19 protein-coding genes are annotated in these 20,172 nt (G+C 62.1%); 18 read left to right on the top strand and 1 reads right to left on the bottom strand.

Annotated elements, in window-relative coordinates:
- Positions 1-121: 121 nt before the first annotated feature.
- The 4 genes from ACMCNM_RS26745 to ACMCNM_RS26730 all read left to right on the top strand — a co-directional run bounded on the left by ACMCNM_RS26745 (position 122) and on the right by ACMCNM_RS26730 (position 4,237).
- Positions 122-1,216, top strand: a complete 1,095-nt coding sequence (locus tag ACMCNM_RS26745) for a polyamine ABC transporter substrate-binding protein (RefSeq protein WP_099430737.1) — start codon at positions 122-124, stop codon at positions 1,214-1,216.
- Between the two features lie 71 nt (positions 1,217-1,287).
- Positions 1,288-2,430 (top strand): polyamine ABC transporter ATP-binding protein, encoded by a 1,143-nt coding sequence (gene potA, locus ACMCNM_RS26740; protein WP_027592256.1) that lies wholly within the window; start codon positions 1,288-1,290, stop codon positions 2,428-2,430.
- Positions 2,427-3,347, top strand: a complete 921-nt coding sequence (locus ACMCNM_RS26735; protein WP_027592257.1) for an ABC transporter permease subunit — start codon at positions 2,427-2,429, stop codon at positions 3,345-3,347. The genes potA and ACMCNM_RS26735 overlap by 4 nt, the downstream gene beginning before the upstream one ends.
- Positions 3,344-4,237 (top strand): ABC transporter permease subunit, encoded by an 894-nt coding sequence (locus ACMCNM_RS26730; protein ID WP_027592258.1) that lies wholly within the window; start codon positions 3,344-3,346, stop codon positions 4,235-4,237. The genes ACMCNM_RS26735 and ACMCNM_RS26730 overlap by 4 nt, the downstream gene beginning before the upstream one ends.
- Positions 4,238-4,342: 105 nt before the next feature.
- Here the strand turns inward: ACMCNM_RS26730 and ACMCNM_RS26725 are convergent, their stop codons facing one another.
- Positions 4,343-4,798, bottom strand: coding sequence for an REP-associated tyrosine transposase (locus ACMCNM_RS26725; protein WP_186681404.1), 456 nt, complete (start codon positions 4,796-4,798; stop codon positions 4,343-4,345).
- 389 nt (positions 4,799-5,187) lie between these two features.
- On the opposite strand from ACMCNM_RS26725, the gene ACMCNM_RS26720 reads away from it, so the two are divergent.
- From ACMCNM_RS26720 to ACMCNM_RS26655, 14 genes are all read left to right on the top strand, one after another.
- Positions 5,188-6,276, top strand: coding sequence for an efflux RND transporter periplasmic adaptor subunit (locus ACMCNM_RS26720; protein WP_412765723.1), 1,089 nt, complete (start codon positions 5,188-5,190; stop codon positions 6,274-6,276).
- Positions 6,273-7,340: an efflux RND transporter periplasmic adaptor subunit gene (locus ACMCNM_RS26715; RefSeq protein ID WP_186703100.1), complete on the top strand. Its 1,068-nt coding sequence runs from the start codon at positions 6,273-6,275 to the stop codon at positions 7,338-7,340. Before ACMCNM_RS26720 ends, ACMCNM_RS26715 begins: the two co-directional genes overlap by 4 nt.
- Positions 7,337-10,390 (top strand): efflux RND transporter permease subunit, encoded by a 3,054-nt coding sequence (locus ACMCNM_RS26710; protein ID WP_412765722.1) that lies wholly within the window; start codon positions 7,337-7,339, stop codon positions 10,388-10,390. The genes ACMCNM_RS26715 and ACMCNM_RS26710 overlap by 4 nt, the downstream gene beginning before the upstream one ends.
- A 258-nt stretch (positions 10,391-10,648) precedes the next feature.
- Positions 10,649-10,831 (top strand): sulfur starvation response protein OscA, encoded by a 183-nt coding sequence (gene oscA / locus ACMCNM_RS26705; protein WP_003258557.1) that lies wholly within the window; start codon positions 10,649-10,651, stop codon positions 10,829-10,831.
- A 48-nt stretch (positions 10,832-10,879) separates the two neighbouring features.
- Positions 10,880-11,887, top strand: coding sequence for a sulfate ABC transporter substrate-binding protein (locus ACMCNM_RS26700; RefSeq protein ID WP_033702118.1), 1,008 nt, complete (start codon positions 10,880-10,882; stop codon positions 11,885-11,887).
- A gap of 186 nt (positions 11,888-12,073) precedes the next feature.
- The gene (gene cysT / locus ACMCNM_RS26695; RefSeq protein WP_012274724.1) at positions 12,074-12,892 is read left to right on the top strand and encodes a sulfate ABC transporter permease subunit CysT; all 819 of its coding nucleotides are present in this window, start codon (positions 12,074-12,076) and stop codon (positions 12,890-12,892) included.
- 12 nt (positions 12,893-12,904) lie between these two features.
- Positions 12,905-13,777 carry a sulfate ABC transporter permease subunit CysW gene (gene cysW, locus ACMCNM_RS26690; RefSeq protein ID WP_027592263.1) on the top strand — a complete coding sequence of 291 codons (873 nt, stop codon included), beginning with the start codon at positions 12,905-12,907 and terminating at the stop codon, positions 13,775-13,777.
- A 3-nt stretch (positions 13,778-13,780) separates the two neighbouring features.
- Positions 13,781-14,770, top strand: a complete 990-nt coding sequence (locus ACMCNM_RS26685; RefSeq protein ID WP_027592264.1) for a sulfate/molybdate ABC transporter ATP-binding protein — start codon at positions 13,781-13,783, stop codon at positions 14,768-14,770.
- Between the two features lie 370 nt (positions 14,771-15,140).
- On the top strand, positions 15,141-15,941 hold the full coding sequence (locus ACMCNM_RS26680; protein ID WP_099430731.1) for an energy transducer TonB: 801 nt from the start codon (positions 15,141-15,143) through the stop codon (positions 15,939-15,941).
- Between the two features lie 40 nt (positions 15,942-15,981).
- Complete coding sequence (locus tag ACMCNM_RS26675; protein ID WP_412765721.1) at positions 15,982-16,704, top strand: MotA/TolQ/ExbB proton channel family protein; 723 nt, start codon at positions 15,982-15,984, stop codon at positions 16,702-16,704.
- Position 16,705: 1 nt separating this feature from the next.
- A complete protein-coding gene (locus ACMCNM_RS26670) occupies positions 16,706-17,107 on the top strand; it encodes an ExbD/TolR family protein (RefSeq protein ID WP_027592267.1) in 402 nt (133 codons plus the stop codon).
- 546 nt (positions 17,108-17,653) lie between these two features.
- On the top strand, positions 17,654-18,235 hold the full coding sequence (locus ACMCNM_RS26665) for an alpha/beta hydrolase (RefSeq protein WP_186682883.1): 582 nt from the start codon (positions 17,654-17,656) through the stop codon (positions 18,233-18,235).
- 65 nt (positions 18,236-18,300) lie between these two features.
- Positions 18,301-19,131 (top strand): sigma 54-interacting transcriptional regulator, encoded by an 831-nt coding sequence (locus tag ACMCNM_RS26660; RefSeq protein WP_085272209.1) that lies wholly within the window; start codon positions 18,301-18,303, stop codon positions 19,129-19,131.
- A 176-nt stretch (positions 19,132-19,307) separates the two neighbouring features.
- Complete coding sequence (locus ACMCNM_RS26655) at positions 19,308-20,093, top strand: MetQ/NlpA family ABC transporter substrate-binding protein (RefSeq protein ID WP_099430729.1); 786 nt, start codon at positions 19,308-19,310, stop codon at positions 20,091-20,093.
- Positions 20,094-20,172: the final 79 nt, after the last annotated feature.

Below are 20,172 nucleotides of genomic sequence, written 5' to 3'. Positions count from 1 at the left end.
CAGAGGCCATGAAAGGCAATTGATGATTGCGGCATCGAAGCTGCGAAGGTAAGTTGCGCGCCGGTTTTGCGTGTGCGGCCACATTGCCGCTACCCAGGCACTGATTGTGAGGACCACCCACTTGTCTATTTCTGTATTACGCAAGGCCTTGATGGCTGGAGCGGGCCTGACGCTGGCATGCAGCGTCCAAGCGGCGCCTACGGTGCATTTCTACAACTGGTCCGACTATATCGGCCCGACCACACTCGCGGACTTCGAGAAGGCAACGGGTATCAAGCCCGTGCAGGACGTGTTCGACTCAAACGAAACCCTGGAAGGCAAGCTGCTGGCCGGCAACACCGGCTATGACGTGGTAGTGCCGTCCAACCATTTCCTCGGCAAGCAGATCAAGGCGGGCGCGTTCCAGAAGCTCGACAAAAGCCTGCTGCCCAATTATTCCAACCTGGATCCGGCGCTGATGAAACGCCTGGAAAAGAACGATCCGGGCAACCAGTACGCCGTGCCTTACCTGTGGGGCACCAACGGCATTGGTTACAACGTTGAAAAGGTCAAGGCTGCGCTGGGCGTCGACACCATCGATTCCTGGGCTGTGCTGTTCGAACCCGAGAACATGAAGAAGCTCTCCAAGTGTGGTGTGGCCTTCCTCGACTCGGCGGACGAAATGCTCCCGGCGGTGCTCAACTACATGGGGCTGGACCCCAACAGCAGCAACCCCAAGGACTACCAGGCTGCCGAGCAGAAGCTGCTGGCGGTGCGCCCTTACGTCACCTACTTCCACTCGTCCAAGTACATCACCGACCTTGCCAACGGCGACATCTGTGTCGCGGCGGGCTTCTCTGGCGACATCTTCCAGGCCAAGGCCCGCGCCGAAGAAGCCAAGAAGGGCGTGAACCTGGCGTATGCGATTCCCAAAGAAGGCGGCAACCTCTGGTTCGACGTGCTGGCGATCCCCAAGGACGCCAAGAACGTCAAAGAGGCCCATGCCTTCATCAACTATTTGCTGAAACCTGAGGTTATCGCCCAGGTCAGTGATTACGTCGGTTACGCCAACCCGAACCCCAAGGCTGGCGACCTGATGGACCAGGCCGTGAGGACTGACGCCGCGGTTTACCCACCGCAGGAAGTGCTGGACAAGATGTTCGTCAACAGTGAGTTGCCGCCCAAGGTGCAACGCTTGATGACCCGTAGCTGGACCAAGGTCAAGTCGGGCAAGTAACAATCCAGACCCGCCGCGGCCCCTGCAGAACAGGCCGCGCGGGCACAAAAATCTTGTTGGGAGTTTCACTCATGGCAGTTGCCTCCGGAGCCTATAAGAAAGCCCTCGAGGGTGGCCAGCAACCCAAGCAGGTGCTGGTCAAGATCGACCGGGTCACGAAAAAGTTCGACGAAACGGTAGCGGTGGACGATGTGTCCCTGGAAATCCGCAAGGGTGAGATTTTTGCCCTGCTGGGTGGCTCCGGTTCCGGCAAATCGACCTTGCTGCGTATGCTGGCTGGCTTCGAGCGCCCCACCGAAGGGCGGATCTTGCTCGATGGCGTCGACATCACCGAGATGCCGCCCTACGAGCGGCCGATCAACATGATGTTCCAGTCCTATGCGCTGTTCCCGCACATGACCGTGGCGCAGAACATCGCCTTCGGCCTGCAGCAGGACAAGCTGCCCAAGGCGGACATCGACGCCCGTGTGGCCGAGATGCTCAAGCTGGTGCACATGACCCAGTACGCCAAGCGCAAGCCGCACCAGCTGTCGGGTGGCCAGCGCCAGCGTGTGGCCCTGGCGCGTTCGTTGGCCAAACGCCCGAAACTGCTGTTGCTCGATGAGCCGATGGGCGCCCTGGACAAGAAGCTGCGTTCGCAGATGCAACTTGAGCTGGTGGAAATCATCGAGCGTGTGGGCGTGACCTGCGTGATGGTGACCCACGACCAGGAAGAGGCCATGACCATGGCCCAGCGCATCGCCATCATGCACCTGGGCTGGATCGCCCAGATCGGCTCGCCTGTGGATATCTACGAGACCCCGACCAGCCGCCTGGTGTGCGAGTTCATCGGCAACGTCAACCTGTTCGAAGGTGAAGTGGTCGACGACGCCGAAGGCCACGCGATCATTGCCAGCCCTGAACTGGAACGCAAGATCTACGTTGGCCACGGCATCACCACGTCGGTCGAAGACAAGCACATCACCTACGCGCTGCGTCCGGAGAAGATGCTGGTCACGACCCAGCAACCGACCTGCGAGCACAACTGGTCGCGCGGCAAGGTGCATGACATCGCCTACCTGGGCGGCCACTCGGTGTTCTACGTCGAGCTGCCGAGCGGCAAGATCGTCCAGTCGTTCGTGGCCAACGCCGAGCGCCAGGGCACACGTCCGACCTGGGGCGATGAAGTGTACGTGTGGTGGGAAGACGACAGCGGCGTGGTACTGCGGTCATGAAACTGCGCAAGCTCAAGCGAGCCTTCCAGCGCTTGACCCCGGAGGGGCGGCACTTGGTGATCGGCGTGCCGTTCATCTGGCTGTTCCTGTTCTTCATGCTGCCGTTCTTCATCGTGTTGAAGATCAGCTTTGCCGAAGCCGACGTGGCGATCCCGCCGTATACCGAGATCTATAGCTACGTCGAAGACAAGATCCAGTTGGTGCTCAACCTGGCCAACTATGGCCTGTTGACCGAAGACGAGCTGTACATCTCGGCCTACCTGGGCTCGTTGAAGATGGCCTTCTTCAGCACCTTGCTGTGCCTGCTGATCGGCTACCCGATGGCCTATGCCATCGCCAACGCCCGCAAAGAGTCGCAGACTGTGCTGCTGTTGCTGATCATGATGCCGACCTGGACGGCGATCCTGATCCGCGTCTACGCCTGGATGGGCATCCTCAGCAACAACGGGCTGCTTAACAGCTTCCTGCTGTGGCTGGGGCTCATCGACCAGCCACTGCAGATTCTCAACACCAACCTGGCGGTGTACATCGGCGTGGTCTATTCGTACCTGCCGTTCATGATCCTGCCGCTGTACGCGAACTTGGTGAAGCACGACCCGAGCCTGTTGGAAGCCGCATCGGACCTGGGTTCGAGCACCTTCAACAGCTTCTGGAAGATCACCGTGCCGCTGTCGAAAAACGGCATCATCGCGGGCTGCATGCTGGTGTTCATCCCAGTAGTGGGCGAGTTCGTGATCCCAGAACTGCTGGGCGGCCCGGAAACCCTGATGATCGGTAAGGTGCTGTGGCAAGAGTTCTTCAACAACCGTGACTGGCCGGTAGCGTCCGCGCTGGCGGTAGTGATGCTGGCGATCCTGATCGTGCCGATCCTGCTGTTCAACCGCAGCCAGGCCAAAGAAATGGAGGGCAGGGCATGAAGCGCTTCAGTTTCTCCAAGCTGATGCTGGTGCTCGGCTTGCTGTTCATCTACCTGCCGATGCTGATCCTGGTGATCTACTCGTTCAACGCCTCGAAGCTGGTGACAGTGTGGGGGGGCTGGTCGATCAAGTGGTACGTCGGCCTGCTCGACAACACCCAGCTGATGGGGTCGGTGATGCGCTCGCTGGAAATCGCCTGCTACACGGCGGTGGCAGCGGTGGCGCTGGGTACCCTGGCGGCCTTCGTGTTGACCCGGGTCACCCGCTTCAAAGGCCGCACGCTGTTCGGCGGCCTGGTCACCGCGCCGTTGGTGATGCCCGAAGTGATCACCGGTCTGTCGCTGTTGCTGCTGTTCGTGGCCATGGCGCAGATGATCGGCTGGCCGCAAGAGCGTGGCATCGTCACCATCTGGATCGCCCACACCACGTTCTGTGCGGCGTACGTGGCGGTGGTGGTGTCGGCACGCTTGCGTGAGCTAGACCTGTCGATCGAGGAAGCCGCGATGGACCTGGGTGCCAAGCCGTGGAAGGTGTTCTTCCTGATCACCATCCCGATGATCGCGCCATCGCTGGCGGCGGGCGGCATGATGTCGTTTGCCCTGTCGCTGGATGACCTGGTGCTGGCGAGCTTCGTGTCCGGGCCGGGCTCGACCACCTTGCCGATGGAAGTGTTCTCGGCGGTGCGCCTGGGCGTGAAGCCAGAGATCAACGCCGTGGCCAGCCTGATCCTGTTGTCGGTGTCGCTGGTGACCTTCATGGTCTGGTACTTCAGCCGCCGCGCTGAAGAGCACCGTCGCAAGGCGATTCAGCAGGCCATCGAAGAAGGGGCCGCGGCAAACGTGTCGCAGCCACAGGTCAAGCGCCCGACGGCTGCAGCTGCGCCGGTCTGACCCACCTCTTCGCGGGCAAGCCCGCTTCTACAGGGATATCCACAAGCCTGAGGTCTGTGGTGTTCATGTGGGAGCGGGCTTGCCCGCGAATGTTTCAGCACGAATTCAAAGCCACACTGCATCCCAGTGGGGGTATTCCCTGACACTGTCGACCAGCCCCGCCCGCATGGGGTTGGCAACAATGTACCGGGCGACATGCACCACACTCTCTTCTCGCCGCAGTGCATGGTCTTGATAGCCTGCCTGCCATATTGGCTTGTGCCTTACGCCTGCTCTGCGCAGCGCTATCCCTGTACGGGACTTGAACCTGCGCATCAGCGTACTCAAGGTCACTTCTTTCAACTCGACCAACCAATGCAGATGGTCCGGCATCACCACCCAGGCCAATGACCGGCAGTCCTGATTGTGATCCGAGAGGCGTAGCTGCCTAACCACTTGGCGAGCAAGATGGAAGTCGTGAAACAGCGGTATGCGCTGATGGGTAATCGTCGTCAGCAGGTAGAGCCTGCCGGGTTCTGAAAAGCGGCCCCGGCGAAGCAGTTTGGATTGGGCTGGACACATCGGGATCTTCCTTGATGGCGAAGTCCCCCTGAAACATAGCGGTTGATGTGGCATTGCACGGTGGCTGATGGTTTCTGGATATGGCAGGGATGGCTCTGTGTCTCGAAAGGCCTCTTCGCGGGCAAGCCCGCTCCCACAGGTACACCACAGCTTTCAAGCCAGTGGACTTTCCAGGTACATCACAGTTTCAAGCCAGTGGAATTTCCTGTGGGAGCGGGCTTGCCCGCGAAGAGGCCCGTGAACTCAGCACATCAACCCGCCATTGACTCCTGTGGTGAGCATGGGGCGCTTTGGTATATGGCGAACAGGCCGTATCGCCGTTTACTGAACCCTGAACTACGCTGACAGTCGCATCTCACAAATCATTTGTGCGCAAGCTAGGAGCCTGCATGAGGGTGACGCGTCCACTGGTGCTGGCAGGCCTGAGTGTGCTGTACATGCTCACCGGCTGTAGCAAGGAAGAAACCCCCGAGATGCTGCCTCGGGTCGGTGTGCAACAGGTCCAGCCTACCGATTTCGCTGCCAGGGTGACCTTGACCGGCGACATACAAGCGCGGGTGCAAACCGACTTGTCGTTCCGTGTGGGCGGCAAGATCATTTCGCGCAGCGTCGATGTGGGCGATCACGTCAAGGCCAACCAGGTACTGGCACGGCTAGACCCGAAAGACCTGCAGAACAACGTCGACTCGGCCAAGGCCGAGGTGTTCGCCGCCCAAGCGCGCGTGACGCAGACGGCCGCGGCTTTCGTGCGTCAGCAAAAGCTGCTGCCCAAGGGCTATACCAGCCAGAGCGAGTACGACTCCGCCGAAGCCGCATTGCGCAGCAACCAGAGCGCGCTCAAGGCCGCCCAGGCGCAGCTGGCCAATGCCAATGAACAGCTGAGCTACACCGCGCTGGTGTCCGAAGCCGCCGGCGTGATCACCGAGCGCCAGGCCGAGGTCGGCCAAGTGGTGCAGGCCACCATGCCGATCTTCGGCTTCGCCCGCGATGGCGACCGTGATGCAGTGTTCAACGTGTATGAATCGTTGCTGGTGGCACCGCCAAGCGATGAGGGGGTGATCGTGAAGCTGCTCGATGACCCCAACGTCCAGGCGCAAGGGTTCGTGCGTGAAGTGACGCCAACCGTTTCAGCGCAAAGTGGCACGGTGCAGGTCAAGGTTGGCCTGCGGAACGTGCCGCCCGGCATGCAGCTGGGCTCACCGGTGACGGCCACTGCCAATACCCAGGGGCGCTCCAGCATCGAGCTGCCCTGGTCGGCCTTGACCAAGGCCTTGCATGAGCCTGCCGTCTGGGTGGTGGGCGAGGGCGACAAGGTCGAACTGCGCAAGGTTGAAGTGGCGCGCTACCTCACCGGCAAGATCGTGGTCGCCAACGGCCTCAAAGGCGGGGAGACCGTGGTGGTCAATGGCGGGCAATTGCTGCACCCCGGCATGCAGGTTGAAAAAATCGATGAAAAGGCTGCGGGGGATGCGCCATGAAGCGCTTGCTGTTGATGCTCCCGGTCGGGCTGTTGCTGGTTGCTTGCAGCTCTGAGGAAGAAGCGATCGAGCCCGTTCGGCCGGTGCTTTCGGTGAAGGTCGAACCGCAGGTGCAAGCGCAACTTGGGCGCTTTGCCGGCAGCATTCAGGCGCGCTTCGAGAGCACCTTGGGCTTTCGCGTGTCCGGGCGTATTGCCCGGCGTTGGCTTGATGTGGGGGCGCAGGTGAAACCTGGGGACACACTGGCCACCCTCGACCCCACCGACCAGCAGAACCAGTTGCGCGCCGCCGAAGGCGACTTGGCCAAGGTCCAGGCGCAGTGGATAAACGCCCAGGCCGACGCGCGCCGTCAGCAGCAGCTGTACGACCGCGGTGTCGGTGCCCAGGCCCAGCTGGACATTGCCCAGACCAACCTGAAAACCACCGGTGCGGCGCTGGAGCAGGCACGCTCTGCGGTCAGCCAGGCGCGTGACCAGCTTGATTACAGCACCCTGCGCACCGACCACGCGGCGGTGATCACTGCCTGGCAGGCCGAAGCTGGGCAAACGGTAACGGCGGGCCAGGCTGTCGTGACCCTGGCCCGGCCAGACGTCAAGGAAGCCGTGATCGACCTGCCGATCGGCGTGGGCGAGCAACTCGACAAGGGCCTCACCTTCACCGTGGCCTCGCAGCTCGACCCCAGCATCAACACCACGGCCTCGTTGCGCGAGCTGGAACCGCAAGCAGACGCCACCACGCGCACCCGGCGTGCACGCCTGACCCTGGCCAGCACACCGGCCGCCTTCCACCTTGGCACCGCGATCAGCGTGAGCCTGAGTTCTGCGGTCACGCCGCGCAGTGAACTGCCACTGAGCGCCTTGCTCGAGCGTGACGGCAAGACCCAGGTGTGGGTGATCGACACGCAGCAGAAAACCGTGGCGACCCGGGATGTCGCCTTGATCGACCGCACCCGCGAACACATCGTCATCGCCTCCGGCGTGCAGCCAGGCGAGCGCGTGGTGACTGCCGGCGTCAACAGCCTCAAGCCTGGCCAGAAGGTCACCTTCGACGAGGATGCGCAATGAAAGGAAGCTTCAACCTGTCCGAATGGGCGCTCAAGCATCAATCGTTCGTCTGGTACCTGATGTTCGTCGGCTTGCTGATGGGGATTTTTTCCTACTTCAACCTGGGCCGTGAGGAAGACCCGTCGTTCACCATCAAGACCATGGTCATCCAGACCCGCTGGCCCGGTGCGACCCAGGATGAAACCCTGTACCAGGTCACCGACCGCATAGAGAAGAAACTCGAAGAGCTGGATTCGCTCGACTACACCAAAAGCTACACCCGCCCGGGCGAGTCAACGGTCTACGTGTACCTGCGCGACACCACCAAGGCCAAGGACATCCCGGACATCTGGTACCAGGTGCGCAAGAAGATCCAGGACATCCGCGGCCAGTTCCCCGAGGGCATCCAGGGCCCGGCGTTCAACGATGAATTCGGTGATGTGTTCGGTTCGATCTACGCCTTCACCTCCGATGGCCTGACCTTGCGGCAACTGCGGGACTACGTGGAGCAGGCCCGCGCCGAAGTGCGCGAAGTGCCCAACATCGGCAAGATCGAGCTGGTCGGCACCCAGGACGAAGTGCTGTACCTGAACTTCTCCACCCGCAAACTGGCGGCCTTGGGTATCGACCAGCGCCAGGTCATGCAGGCGCTGCAATCGCAGAACGCGGTGACCCCGGCAGGGGTGATCGAGGCGGGCCCCGAACGTATTTCGGTGCGCACCACCGGCCAGTTCGCCTCCGAAAAGGACCTGGAAACGGTCAACCTGAGGATCAATGACCGCTTCTTCCGCCTTGCCGACATTGCCGATATCGAGCGCGGCTACGTCGACCCGCCGTCACCGATGTTCCGCTTCAACGGCCAGACCGCCATTGGCCTGGCCATCGGCATGAAGGCGGGCGGTAACATCCAGGTGTTCGGCGCCGCGCTGAAGAAGAAGATGGACAGCGTGATCGCCGACTTGCCGGTGGGGGTGGGTGTGCACACCGTGTCCGACCAGGCCGTGGTGGTCAAACAGGCGGTGGGCGGTTTTACCAGCGCACTCTTCGAGGCCGTGGTGATCGTGCTGGCGGTGAGCTTCGTCAGCCTCGGCGTGCGCGCCGGGCTGGTGGTGGCCTGCTCGATCCCGCTGGTGCTGGCCATGGTCTTCGTGTTCATGGAGTACAGCGGCATCACCATGCAACGGATCTCGCTGGGCGCCTTGATCATCGCCCTGGGCCTGCTGGTGGACGATGCGATGATCACCGTGGAGGTGATGGTCACACGCCTGGAAATGGGCGAGAGCAAAGAGCAGGCCGCGACCTTTGCCTACACCTCGACGGCGTTTCCGATGCTGACCGGTACCCTGGTGACGGTGGCCGGCTTCGTGCCGATCGGGCTCAACGCCAGTTCGGCAGGTGAGTACACCTACACACTGTTCGCGGTGATCGCCGTGGCGCTGATCGTGTCGTGGGTGGTGGCGGTGTTCTTCGCCCCGGTGCTGGGCGTGCATATCCTCAGCAGCAAGGTCAAAGCCCACGAGGCCGAACCCGGGCGCGTGGGCCGGGCATTCGAGGGCGGCCTGCTGTGGTGCATGCGCAACCGCTGGCTGACCATCATTGGCACCGTGCTGCTGTTTGCACTGGCGATATTCTGCGAGCGCTTCGTGCAGAACCAGTTCTTCCCATCATCCGACCGCCCCGAAATCCTGGTCGACCTCAACCTGCCGCAAAACGCCTCGATCGAAGAGACCCGTAAAGTCGTCGACCGGCTGGAGGCCAGGATCAAGGACGACCCGGACCTGGTGCGCTGGAGCACCTACATTGGCCAGGGCGCGATTCGCTTCTACCTGCCCCTCGACCAACAATTGCAGAACCCCTACTACGCGCAGTTGGTGATCGTCAGCAAAGGCTTCGAAGAGCGCCAGGGCATGATGGATCGCCTGCAGAAACTGCTGCGCGAAGAGTTCGTCGGCATCGGTACCAACGTGCAATCGCTGGAGATGGGCCCGCCGGTGGGCCGGCCGATCCAGTACCGGGTCAGCGGCCAGGACATCGACCAGGTGCGCAAGCACGCCATCGAGCTCGCCACCTTGCTTGATGCCAACGAGCACATCGGCGAGATGATCTACGACTGGAACGAGCCGGGCAAAGTGCTGCGCATCGAGATTGCCCAAGACAAAGCGCGTCAGCTGGGGCTGTCGTCCGAAGACGTGGCCAACGTGATGAACAGCATCGTCACCGGCGTGCCGATTACCCAGGTCAACGACAACATCTACCTGGTCAACGTGGTTGCCCGCGCCGAAGACAGCGAGCGTGGCTCGCCCGATACCTTGCAGAACCTGCAGATCCTCACCCCCAATGGCACCTCGATTCCGCTGCTGTCCTTCGCCACGGTGCGTTACGAGCTGGAACAGCCGTTGGTCTGGCGGCGTGATCGCAAGCCGACCATCACCATCAAGGCGTCGGTCAATGGCGACATCCAGCCCACCGACCTGGTGGCTCAGCTCAAGCCCAAGATCGACGAGTTCGCCAGCAAACTGCCGGTCGGCTTCGAGGTGGCGACCGGCGGTACGGTGGAGGAGAGCGCCAAGGCGCAAGGGCCGATCCGCAAGGTCATTCCGTTGATGCTGTTCCTCATGGCGACCTTCCTGATGATCCAGCTGCACAGCGTGCAGAAGCTGTTCCTGGTGGTCAGCGTGGCGCCGTTGGGCTTGATCGGGGTGGTGCTGGCGTTGGTGCCTACGGGTACGCCGATGGGCTTTGTGGCCATTCTCGGGATTCTGGCCCTGGCCGGTATCATCATTCGTAACTCGGTGATCCTGGTGACCCAGATCGATGAGTTCGAGGCGCAGGGGTTGTCACCGTGGGATGCGGTGGTGGAGGCCACCAACCACCGGCGGCGGCCGATCTTGCTGACGGCGGCCGCGGCCAGCTTGGGCATGATCCCGATTGCCCGCGAGGTGTTCTGGGGGCCGATGGCCTACGCCATGATTGGCGGGATCATCGTGGCCACCTTGCTGACGCTGCTGTTTTTGCCGGCGCTGTATGTGGCCTGGTACAAAATCCGCGAGCCAGAAAAACAATCATCCTGACAACATTTCCCGTTGTAGGAGCAGCCTTGTGCTGCGAAGAGGCCGGTACAGCCATCCGTATTTGAGGGTGAATGTACCGGCCTCTTCGCAGCACAAGGCTGCTCCTACAGGGGAAATGTGTGGCTTGTAAAAACGGTTATATAAACATTCTTAAACAGTATTTTTAAGAATATCCCCGCCTCACTACTATTGCCCTCAAGCCAGGCGCAAATCCCCTTCAAACCTCTGCCCGGCACCCTCACTCCAAGGAGAACGAGCATGAGTGCATCTCTGCGTAGCATCGACGGTCAGGACGAAGCCACCATTCTGCGTGAGATCCAGAGCGCCCTGCGCGATCTGCGTTTCGGTGCGGTGGAGATTACCGTGCACAACGCTCAGGTCGTCCAGATCGAGCGCAAGGAGAAGTTCCGCCTGCAACAGCCCGGCAACAAGACCGGCTGATCGCGCCACACCTCTAAAACTAGAAAAATGCCAATCGGGAGCTTCACCATGTCCATCCGCCGTTATGCGCTCGCCGCCCTGGCCAGTGCTGTTTTTGCCGGTTCCGCAATCGCCAAGGACTACGAACTGCTGAACGTGTCCTATGACCCGACCCGTGAGTTGTACCAACAGTACAACGCCGAATTCATCAAGCACTGGCAGCAGTCCCACCCGGACGACAAGGTGAAGATTCAGCAATCCCACGGTGGCTCGGGCAAACAGGGCCGCGCTGTAATCGATGGCCTGCGCGCCGACGTGGTGACCCTGGCCCTGGCCGGCGACATCGACGAAATCGCCAAGCTCGGCAAGACCCTGCCGGACAACTGGCAGACCCGCCTGCCGGACGCCAGCACCCCGTACACGTCGACCATCGTGTTCCTGGTGCGCAAGGGCAACCCGAAAGGCATCAAAGACTGGGGCGACCTGATCAAAAAAGACGTCTCGGTCATCACCCCGAACCCGAAAACCTCTGGCGGCGCCCGCTGGAACTTCCTCGCCGCCTGGGCCTATGGCCTGAAGACCGGCGGTAGCGAAGACAAGGCCAAGGCTTATGTGCAGGAGCTGTTCAAGCACGTGCCGGTGCTCGATACCGGCGCCCGTGGCTCGACCATCACCTTCGTCAACAACGGCCAGGGCGACGTCCTGCTGGCCTGGGAAAACGAAGCCTTCCTGGCGCTGAAGGAAGACGGTGGCGCAGACAAGTTCGAAATCGTCGTGCCGTCGCTGTCGATCCTGGCCGAGCCACCGGTGGCCGTGGTCGACAAGAACGCTGAGAAGAAGGGCAATACTGCGATTGCCACCGAATACCTCAAGCACCTGTACAGCCCGGCTGGGCAGAAGATCGCCGCCGAGAACTTCTACCGCCCACGTGACGAGAAGGTCGCTGCCGAATTCGGCAAGCAATTCCCGAAACTGGACCTGGTCACCATCGACAAGGACTTCGGTGGCTGGAAGACTGCACAACCCAAATTCTTCAATGATGGCGGTGTGTTCGACCAGATCTATCAGGCACAGTAAGCGGTTATGGAAAAACGGGGCCGCTGTGCGGCCCATTCGCGGCACAAGGCCGCTCCCACAAGGAACCGCGCTCCCCTGTGGGGGCGGCCTTGTGCCGCGAATGGGCTGCACAGCAGCCCCAAGATTCAGAAGCCTGCACTGGCCCGGGATTAATTCCGGGCTTCGTGCGTTCAACCAGGGATACTTATGTCACGTCGTATTTCCCCCGTCATACCCGGCTTCGGGCTGACGCTGGGTTACACCTTGGTGTACCTCAGCCTGATTGTGCTGATTCCGCTGGCGGCCATGTTCATCCATGCCTCACAGCTGACCTGGGAGCAGTTCTGGAACATCATCAGCGCGCCGCGGGTCATCGCCGCGCTCAAGCTGAGTTTCGGCACCGCCCTGTTCGCCGCCATCATCAACGGTGTGATCGGTACGCTGCTGGCCTGGGTACTGGTGCGCTACACCTTCCCCGGGCGCAAGATCATCGACGCGATGATCGACCTGCCGTTCGCCCTGCCTACCGCCGTGGCCGGTATCGCCCTGACGGCCCTGTACGCCCCGGCGGGCTGGGTTGGCCAGTTCGCCACCGACCTGGGCTTCAAGATCGCCTACACACCGCTTGGCATCACCTTGGCGCTGACCTTCGTGACCCTGCCGTTCGTGGTGCGCACGGTGCAGCCGGTGTTGGCCGACATCCCGCGTGAAGTCGAAGAAGCCGCCGCCTGCCTGGGCGCAAAGCCGCTGCAGGTGTTCCGCCACATCCTGGCTCCGGCACTGCTGCCTGCCTGGCTGACCGGCTTTGCCCTGGCCTTCGCCCGTGGGGTGGGTGAGTATGGTTCGGTGATCTTCATTGCCGGCAACATGCCGATGAAGACCGAGATCCTGCCGCTGCTGATCATGGTCAAGCTCGACCAATACGACTACACCGGCGCGACTGCCATCGGCGTGCTGATGCTGGTGGTTTCCTTCATCCTGCTGCTGCTGATCAACCTGCTGCAGCGCCGCATCGAAACCCCTTGAAGGAGGCCGGCTATGTCTAGTTCATCCCTGAGCGCTACCGCCGCCGCCAATGCCGCCCGCCGTGGCAGCGCCACCTCGCGGCGCATCCTGATCGGCCTTGGCTGGCTGGTGTTCGCGCTGTTCTTGCTGCTGCCGCTGGTGATCGTGGTATCGCAGGCGCTGAAAAACGGTTTCGGCACTTTCTTCGAGGCGATCTTCGAGCCCGACGCCTTGTCGGCGCTCAAGCTCACCCTGTTTGCCGTGGCCATCTCGGTGCCGCTGAACCTGGTGTTTGGCGTCAGCGCGGCGTGGTGCGTGAGCAAGTACACCTTCCGTGGCAAGAGCGTGCTGGTGACCCTGATCGACCTGCCGTTCTCGGTCTCGCCGGTGATCGCGGGCCTGGTCTACGTGCTGATGTTCGGCGCGCAAGGCCTGTTCGGCCCCTGGCTGCAGGACCATGACATTCAGATTGTGTTCGCGCTGCCGGGCATCGTCCTGGCGACGATCTTCGTTACCGTGCCATTCGTTGCCCGAGAACTGATCCCGCTGATGCAAGAGCAGGGCACCCAGGAAGAAGAGGCCGCGCGCCTGCTGGGCGCCAATGGCTGGCAGATGTTCTGGCATGTGACCCTGCCCAACATCAAATGGGGCCTGATCTACGGCGTGGTGCTGTGTACGGCGCGGGCGATGGGTGAGTTCGGCGCGGTGTCGGTGGTGTCCGGCCATATCCGCGGCGTTACCAACACCTTGCCGCTGCACGTGGAGATCCTCTACAACGAGTACAACCACGTCGCGGCCTTCAGCGTGGCCAGCCTGTTGCTGATCCTGGCGCTCTTCATCCTGCTGCTCAAGCAGTGGAGCGAGAACCGTATTAACCGCCTGCGCCATAGCGCTGCGGAGGAATAATTCATGTCGATCGAAGTTCGTAACGTCAGCAAGCGCTTCAACAGCTTCCAGGCCCTGGACAACATCAACCTGGATATCCACAGCGGTGAGCTGGTGGCCTTGCTCGGCCCGTCCGGCTGCGGCAAGACCACCCTGCTGCGCATCATTGCCGGCCTGGAAACACCGGATGACGGCAGCATCGTGTTCCATGGCGAGGATGTGTCTGGCCACGACGTGCGTGATCGCAACGTCGGCTTCGTGTTCCAGCACTACGCGTTGTTCCGCCACATGAGCGTGTTCGACAACGTCGCCTTCGGCCTGCGCATGAAGCCCAAGGGCGAGCGCCCGAGCGAAAGCAAAATTGCCGAAAAGGTGCATGAGCTGCTGAACATGGTCCAGCTCGACTGGCTCTCCGACCGCTACCCCGAGCAGCTTTCCGGTGGCCAGCGCCAGCGTATCGCCCTGGCCCGCGCCCTGGCGGTAGAGCCTAAGGTGCTGTTGCTCGACGAGCCGTTCGGTGCCCTGGATGCCAAGGTGCGTAAAGAGCTGCGCCGCTGGCTGGCGCGCCTGCACGAAGATATCAACCTGACGTCGGTGTTCGTCACCCATGACCAGGAAGAGGCCATGGAAGTCGCAGACCGCATCGTGGTGATGAACAAGGGTGTGATCGAGCAGATCGGCTCGCCGGGTGAAGTGTACGAGCAGCCGGCCAACGACTTCGTCTACCACTTCCTCGGCGACTCCAACCGCCTGGCCTTGAGCGAAGGCCACCACGTGCTGTTCCGCCCGCATGAAGTGTCGCTGTCGCGCCATGAAACCGAAGGCCACCATGCCGCCGAGGTGCGCGATATCCGCCCGCTGGGCGCGACCACCCGGGTGACCTTGAAGGTGGAAGGGCAGAGCGAGCTGATCGAGGCCGAAGTGGTCAAGGACCACGACAGCTTGACCGGCCTGGCACGCGGGGAGACGCTGTTCTTCAGGCCGAAGGTGTGGCAGAAGGTGGCGGATATCTAAGCTACCCGAGCGTATGGAACCCGGGCTCTGTCCCGGGTTTTTATTGCCGGGTGGATTGCTGGGGCTGCTTCGCACCCTTTCGCAGCACAATGCTGCACCGCGATTCCCTGTAGGAGCAGCCTTGTGCTGCGAATCGAGGGCGCAGCCCTCGCCGCAATCTCATGCCTTACGCGAATATTTTGCATGCCCACAAAGCATCGCTAATCGCCCTCCAGCCCACAGCCCGCGAAATCCGTGGCTTCCACACGATCGCTCAAAAACAATATTCAATTAAGTTCTAACTATAATTTTAAACATTACTTTAAGAGATAAGCCTCTGGCCCCGATGATTCAGCCACACACCTGAATCGAGACCCCAGGAGTTTGATCAATGGGTAATGTCCAGACGGCCGTCAGAGCCTACGACCAGCCATGGCGCCCGGCACCGGGCGACCTGGTCGAGCTTGGACGCACGCTTCGTCTTCCGCTTGGCCAGCAGCGCCTGCAACGCACGCCTGCCAGCGGCCTCAAGCGCCGCGACAAGCTGGCGTTGGCGCTGCTGGTACTGGCGCTGCACGGCGCCGCCGCCTACTGGGTCAGCCAGGCACCGACGCCTGAGCTGCCCGTGGTGCCGCCCCAGGTGCCACCCATGACCATCGAGTTCGCCGCCCCTGCGCCGCCCGTGGTCGAGCCGCCACCCCCGGCACCCGCGCCGCCGGTGGTCGAGCCACCGCCGCCGCCACCGGTAGTCGACGAGCTGGCCGCGAAGCCCAAACCGAAGCCAAAACCGATCCCTAAACCTGTGGTCAAGCAGGCGCCCAAGCCGCAGCCGAAACCGGTCGAGGCACCGCCACCGGCACCTGTTGCAGCCCCGGCACCGCCAGCCCCTGCGCCACCCGCGCCGGCGCCGGTGACACCGGCTTCAGCCAACGCCGCGTACCTCAAGAACCCGGCGCCGGAGTACCCGCAGATGGCCCAGCGCCGCGGCTGGGAAGGCACCGTGCTGTTGCGCGTCGAGGTGTTACCCAGTGGCAAGCCGGGGCAGATCCAGGTGCAGAAGAGCAGTGGCCGCGATGCCTTGGACGCCGCTGCGCTGGCCGCCGTCAAGCGCTGGAGCTTCGTCCCCGCCAAGCAAGGCGACGTGGCCCAGACCGGCTGGGTCAGCGTGCCAATCGACTTCAAGCTCCGCTAACGCATTTCACAGAATCAGCAGAACATAGGAAGACATCATCATGAGCCTGTTGGCATCCCCCCTCGAATCCGTTGAAAGCGCAGTCATCTGGCTGCTGGTTGGTTTCTCTGTCGTCACCTGGGGCCTGGCCCTGGTCAAGGTCATGCAGTTTGTGCGGCTGAAGAACCAGGACAAACGCTTCCACCAGCAATTCTGGGCAGCCTCCAGCCTGGACTCGGCCGCCGAAATCAGCCATGAGCTGCCTGGCCCAGCCGCCCGCGTTGCGCAGTCCGGTTATGCCGCTATTGCCGTCGGCGATACCACCCAGGCCAACGACCTGAGCCACGCCATCAACCACCAGGACCGCCTCGAACGCGCTCTGCGCCAGCAGATCGTCCGCGAGCGCCGTTCGCTGGAAACCGGCCTGGCGGTGGTCGCCAGTATCGGCAGTACCTCGCCCTTCATAGGCTTGTTTGGCACCGTGTGGGGCATCATGGAAGCGCTCAAGGGCATCAGTGCGGCAGGTTCCGCCAGCCTCGAGACCGTGGCCGGGCCGATCGGCGCGGCACTGGTGGCCACGGGGGTGGGTATCGCCGTGGCGGTGCCAGCGGTACTGGTTTACAACTACTTCCTGCGCCGCCTCAAGCTGACTGCAGCAGACCTGGACGACTTCGCCCATGACTTCTACAGCCTGGCGCAGAAGAGTGCCTTCCGGGTACTGGTGCACCCTGCCGTGCACAAAGCCCAGGCCGGTTTCACCCAGCCGGTGAAGGAGGCGTCCTGATATGGCTTTTTCGACCCAGGACAGCGACGAAGTCCTCAGTGAAATCAACGTCACGCCGTTGGTGGACGTCATGCTGGTGCTGCTGGTGGTGTTCATCGTCACTGCGCCCCTGCTGACCAATGCCATCCCCATCAACTTGCCCAAGACCGAGGCAGTGGCACCGGTGGAGCAGAAAGACCCGCTGGTGGTGAGCATCGACGGGGCTGGCAAGTTGTTCATCAACAAGGACGAGATCCAGCCGGACCTGCTGGAGACCAACCTCAAGGCGGCCAAGGCCAAGGACGCGGAAGTTCGTGTGCAGTTGCAGGCCGATGATGGCGTGAACTACGGCGAAGTGGCGCGGGCCATGGCGGCGATTGAACGTGCGGGGATCAGCAAACTGGCGGTGATTACCGCGCGCTGATTCGGCAATCCTCTTCAGGCAAGTGACGCTCTTTGAGAGCTTATGGGCCACATCTCTTGGCAGGGGTTGGCCCTTTTTTTGGCCTGATGGATAGGTATTGGGCTACAAGGTGTTCGCCGGTGAATGTTTAGCGCCTGGTAGATCGAGCGCCGCCCGCGCGGCGCATCGCGAGCAACGCTCGCTCCTACGTTTGTTTTTGGCCAGTATCGCCTGTGACAGGCGCGCGCGACCGCCTTGGCGCATGGCGGGTTATCGCGTCGAACAAACAAGGCGGTCGCGCGCGTTTGCCCCAGGAATAACTGGCCCGAAACAAACGTAGGAGCGAGCGTTGCTCGCGATGCGCCGCGCGGGCGGCGCTCGATATATGCCCCACCGCACCCCCAAGCCAGGCCCCCCCGTGGCCATCCCCTATCCTCGCAACAATCGCTTCGCCCCCCCCAACAAAAATTCCTTTAGGTTATTAACAAATAGCTTCTTATTCCTTTAAGAATATAACTCCCTCCCTATACTGGTCTCCAAGCACGCAAACTTACTGGAGGCGTCCCCATGCGCAATGAGTCGATTCGTTACCTGATTGTGCCGGGCTGGCAAGGATCGCCAGACAACCATTGGCAGAGTCACTGGCAGCGCACCCTGCCCAACAGCGCCCGGGTCGAGCAGCACGACTGGCTGACCCCGCAGCGGCGCGATTGGGTGCAGGCCCTGGAGCAGGCGATTGCCGCCGAACGCTCGCCGGTGATTCTCATCGCACACAGCCTGGGCTGCGTCACGGTCGCTCACTGGGCCGCCGAGGCCAGCCCGGCGTTGCTGCGTCAGGTACGTGGCGCATTGCTGGTGGCGCCGGCGGATGTCGAGCGGCCGACCTGCGCGCCAGCACTGCGCAACTTCGCGCCGATTCCGATGCGGGCGTTGCCGTTCCCAAGCCAGGTGGTCAGTTCCGACAACGACCCGGCGGTAAGCGTGCCGCGCGCGCTGCACCTGGCTCAGGCCTGGGGGGCCGAAGCGGGCTTGCTGACCAACGCCGGGCACATCAACGTCAAGTCCGGCCACGAGCGTTGGGAACAAGGCTTCGCCTACCTGTACCGCTTGCAGAGCCGGGTGGAGCAACGCGCACTGCGTCGCGCCTGATCGTCCCCTACTGATTACCGTTTGCCTGACGCCCGGCCACCGAAGGCCTGGGGCGGGAGTTTTTCATGACTTTTCAAAACCCGTTTGGCCAGCCGCTGCTGACCTTTCCCGAGCTGGACAAGAGCCCACTGAGCATTCGTGCCAAGGCCCTGGTGTTCATCGACCCGCGCTCGCAACAGCTGCGCGAAGACCTCGAGCGCCTGGCGCCGCAGCCCTTGCCGGTGTTGATTCGTGGCGAAACCGGTACCGGCAAGGAGTTGCTGGCACGGCAGATTCACCGCGCCAGTGACCGTGCCGGGTTGTTCGTCTCGGTCAACTGCGCAGCCATCAGCCCGACCTACGCCGACGCCGAGTTGTTCGGTTACAGCGCCGGCACCCACGGCGGCACCGCCAGCAGCCGCGCCGGCTGGTTCGGCTCGGCCAACGGCGGCACGCTGTACCTGGACGAGATTGCCGACTTGCCGCTGGAGATTCAGGGCAAGCTGCTGGCCGCGCTGGAAAACCGTGAAGTGACACGCGTCGGCGCGCAGCAGCCCCAGCCTGTGGATGTGCGCCTGGTGGCGGCGACCAGCATCGACCTGGCGCGGGTGGTGAAGGCCGGCAGGTTCAATGAGCGCTTGTACCAGTACCTGCGTGAGGGCGCGTTGGAGCTGCCGCCGTTGCGCGAGCGACGTGGCGATATCTTGCCGCTGGCCGAGTACTTCGTGGGTATCTACACCGCCCGCCTGCAGCGCTCGGTGCCGCTGATCAGCGACGCCGCCCAGCAGGTGCTGGAAGCCCATGCCTGGCCCGGCAACACCCGCGAGCTGGAGAACGTCATCCACTTCGCCTTGCTGGTCAATGACAGCGAAGAGATCCAGCCGGAAGACCTCGACTTGGCCAACCCTGCGCGCTAGACAGCGCTCATAAGCAAAGGCGGTGATGGCAGTTTGTTTTTGGAATAAGCAGTGAATTAAAAGATATTGTTGCGGCATAAGAAATCTCGGTATTGTCCGCTTCACGCTCACCCGATACGGGGCAGGGCACACGACTTCGCCATCGCCGATGGCCCAGATTCAGAATAAGGACCACCATGAAGAAGACCCTGCTGACCACCGCCCTGGCCGCTGCCCTGTCGTTCGCCGGCCTGGCCAACGCCGCCGAGAAACTGGTGGTTGCCGCCACCCCGGTGCCGCATGCCGAGATCCTCGAGCTGATCAAGCCGACCCTCGCCAAAGAAGGTGTGGACCTGCAGATCAAGGTCTTCACCGACTACGTGCAGCCGAACGTGCAGGTTGACCAGAAACGCCTGGACGCCAACTACTTCCAGACCCTGCCGTACCTGCAAAACTTCAACGAAGGCAAGGGCACCCACCTGGAAACCGTGGTCGGTGTACACGTTGAACCGTTCGGTGGCTACTCGAAGAAGGTCAAGAACCTGAGCGAGCTCAAAGAAGGCGCTACCGTTGCCATCCCTAACGAAGGCAGCAACAGCGGCCGCGCCCTGCTGCTGTTGCAGAAGGCTGGCCTGATTACCCTGAAAGACCCGAAAAACGCCCTGGCCACGCCGAAAGACATCGCCGAGAACCCGAAGAAACTGAAGTTCCGCGAGCTGGAATCGGCCATGCTGCCGCGTGTGCTGGATCAGGTTGACCTGGACATGATCAACACCAACTACGCCCTGGAAGCTGGCCTGAACCCGGCCAAGGACGCGCTGGTGATCGAAGGCGCCGACTCGCCGTACGTCAACTTCCTGGTTGCCCGCCCGGACAACAAGGACAGCGACGCTATCCAGAAACTGGCCAAAGCCCTGACCAGCCCGGAAGTGAAAGCGTTCATCGCCAAGAAATACAGCGGTGCCGTACTGCCGGCGTTCTGAGCCGTTTGTAGCCCCGCGCCTGAAAACGCCGACGCCATTGCGTCGGCGTTTTTGTTGGTGCGCGTGATGCAATCCTTTG

Source organism: Pseudomonas sp. NGC7, from assembly GCF_047159675.1.
Taxonomy (GTDB): domain Bacteria; phylum Pseudomonadota; class Gammaproteobacteria; order Pseudomonadales; family Pseudomonadaceae; genus Aquipseudomonas; species Aquipseudomonas kermanshahensis.
Note: the sequence above shows the minus strand (reverse complement) of the source record. Positions and strands in the feature narration are given on the sequence as shown.

Bases quoted from the DNA above. Each gene is read 5' to 3' on its own strand.
- potA (WP_027592256.1), top strand. From the start codon at position 1,288: ATGGCAGTTGCCTCCGGAGCCTATAAGAAAGCCCTCGAGGGTGGCCAG.
- ACMCNM_RS26735 (WP_027592257.1), top strand. From the start codon at position 2,427: ATGAAACTGCGCAAGCTCAAGCGAGCCTTCCAGCGCTTGACCCCGGAG.
- ACMCNM_RS26730 (WP_027592258.1), top strand. From the start codon at position 3,344: ATGAAGCGCTTCAGTTTCTCCAAGCTGATGCTGGTGCTCGGCTTGCTG.
- ACMCNM_RS26725 (WP_186681404.1), bottom strand. From the start codon at position 4,798: ATGTGTCCAGCCCAATCCAAACTGCTTCGCCGGGGCCGCTTTTCAGAA.
- ACMCNM_RS26720 (WP_412765723.1), top strand. From the start codon at position 5,188: ATGAGGGTGACGCGTCCACTGGTGCTGGCAGGCCTGAGTGTGCTGTAC.
- ACMCNM_RS26715 (WP_186703100.1), top strand. From the start codon at position 6,273: ATGAAGCGCTTGCTGTTGATGCTCCCGGTCGGGCTGTTGCTGGTTGCT.
- ACMCNM_RS26710 (WP_412765722.1), top strand. From the start codon at position 7,337: ATGAAAGGAAGCTTCAACCTGTCCGAATGGGCGCTCAAGCATCAATCG.
- oscA (WP_003258557.1), top strand. From the start codon at position 10,649: ATGAGTGCATCTCTGCGTAGCATCGACGGTCAGGACGAAGCCACCATT.
- ACMCNM_RS26700 (WP_033702118.1), top strand. From the start codon at position 10,880: ATGTCCATCCGCCGTTATGCGCTCGCCGCCCTGGCCAGTGCTGTTTTT.
- cysT (WP_012274724.1), top strand. From the start codon at position 12,074: ATGTCACGTCGTATTTCCCCCGTCATACCCGGCTTCGGGCTGACGCTG.
- cysW (WP_027592263.1), top strand. From the start codon at position 12,905: ATGTCTAGTTCATCCCTGAGCGCTACCGCCGCCGCCAATGCCGCCCGC.
- ACMCNM_RS26685 (WP_027592264.1), top strand. From the start codon at position 13,781: ATGTCGATCGAAGTTCGTAACGTCAGCAAGCGCTTCAACAGCTTCCAG.
- ACMCNM_RS26680 (WP_099430731.1), top strand. From the start codon at position 15,141: ATGGGTAATGTCCAGACGGCCGTCAGAGCCTACGACCAGCCATGGCGC.
- ACMCNM_RS26675 (WP_412765721.1), top strand. From the start codon at position 15,982: ATGAGCCTGTTGGCATCCCCCCTCGAATCCGTTGAAAGCGCAGTCATC.
- ACMCNM_RS26670 (WP_027592267.1), top strand. From the start codon at position 16,706: ATGGCTTTTTCGACCCAGGACAGCGACGAAGTCCTCAGTGAAATCAAC.
- ACMCNM_RS26665 (WP_186682883.1), top strand. From the start codon at position 17,654: ATGCGCAATGAGTCGATTCGTTACCTGATTGTGCCGGGCTGGCAAGGA.
- ACMCNM_RS26660 (WP_085272209.1), top strand. From the start codon at position 18,301: ATGACTTTTCAAAACCCGTTTGGCCAGCCGCTGCTGACCTTTCCCGAG.
- ACMCNM_RS26655 (WP_099430729.1), top strand. From the start codon at position 19,308: ATGAAGAAGACCCTGCTGACCACCGCCCTGGCCGCTGCCCTGTCGTTC.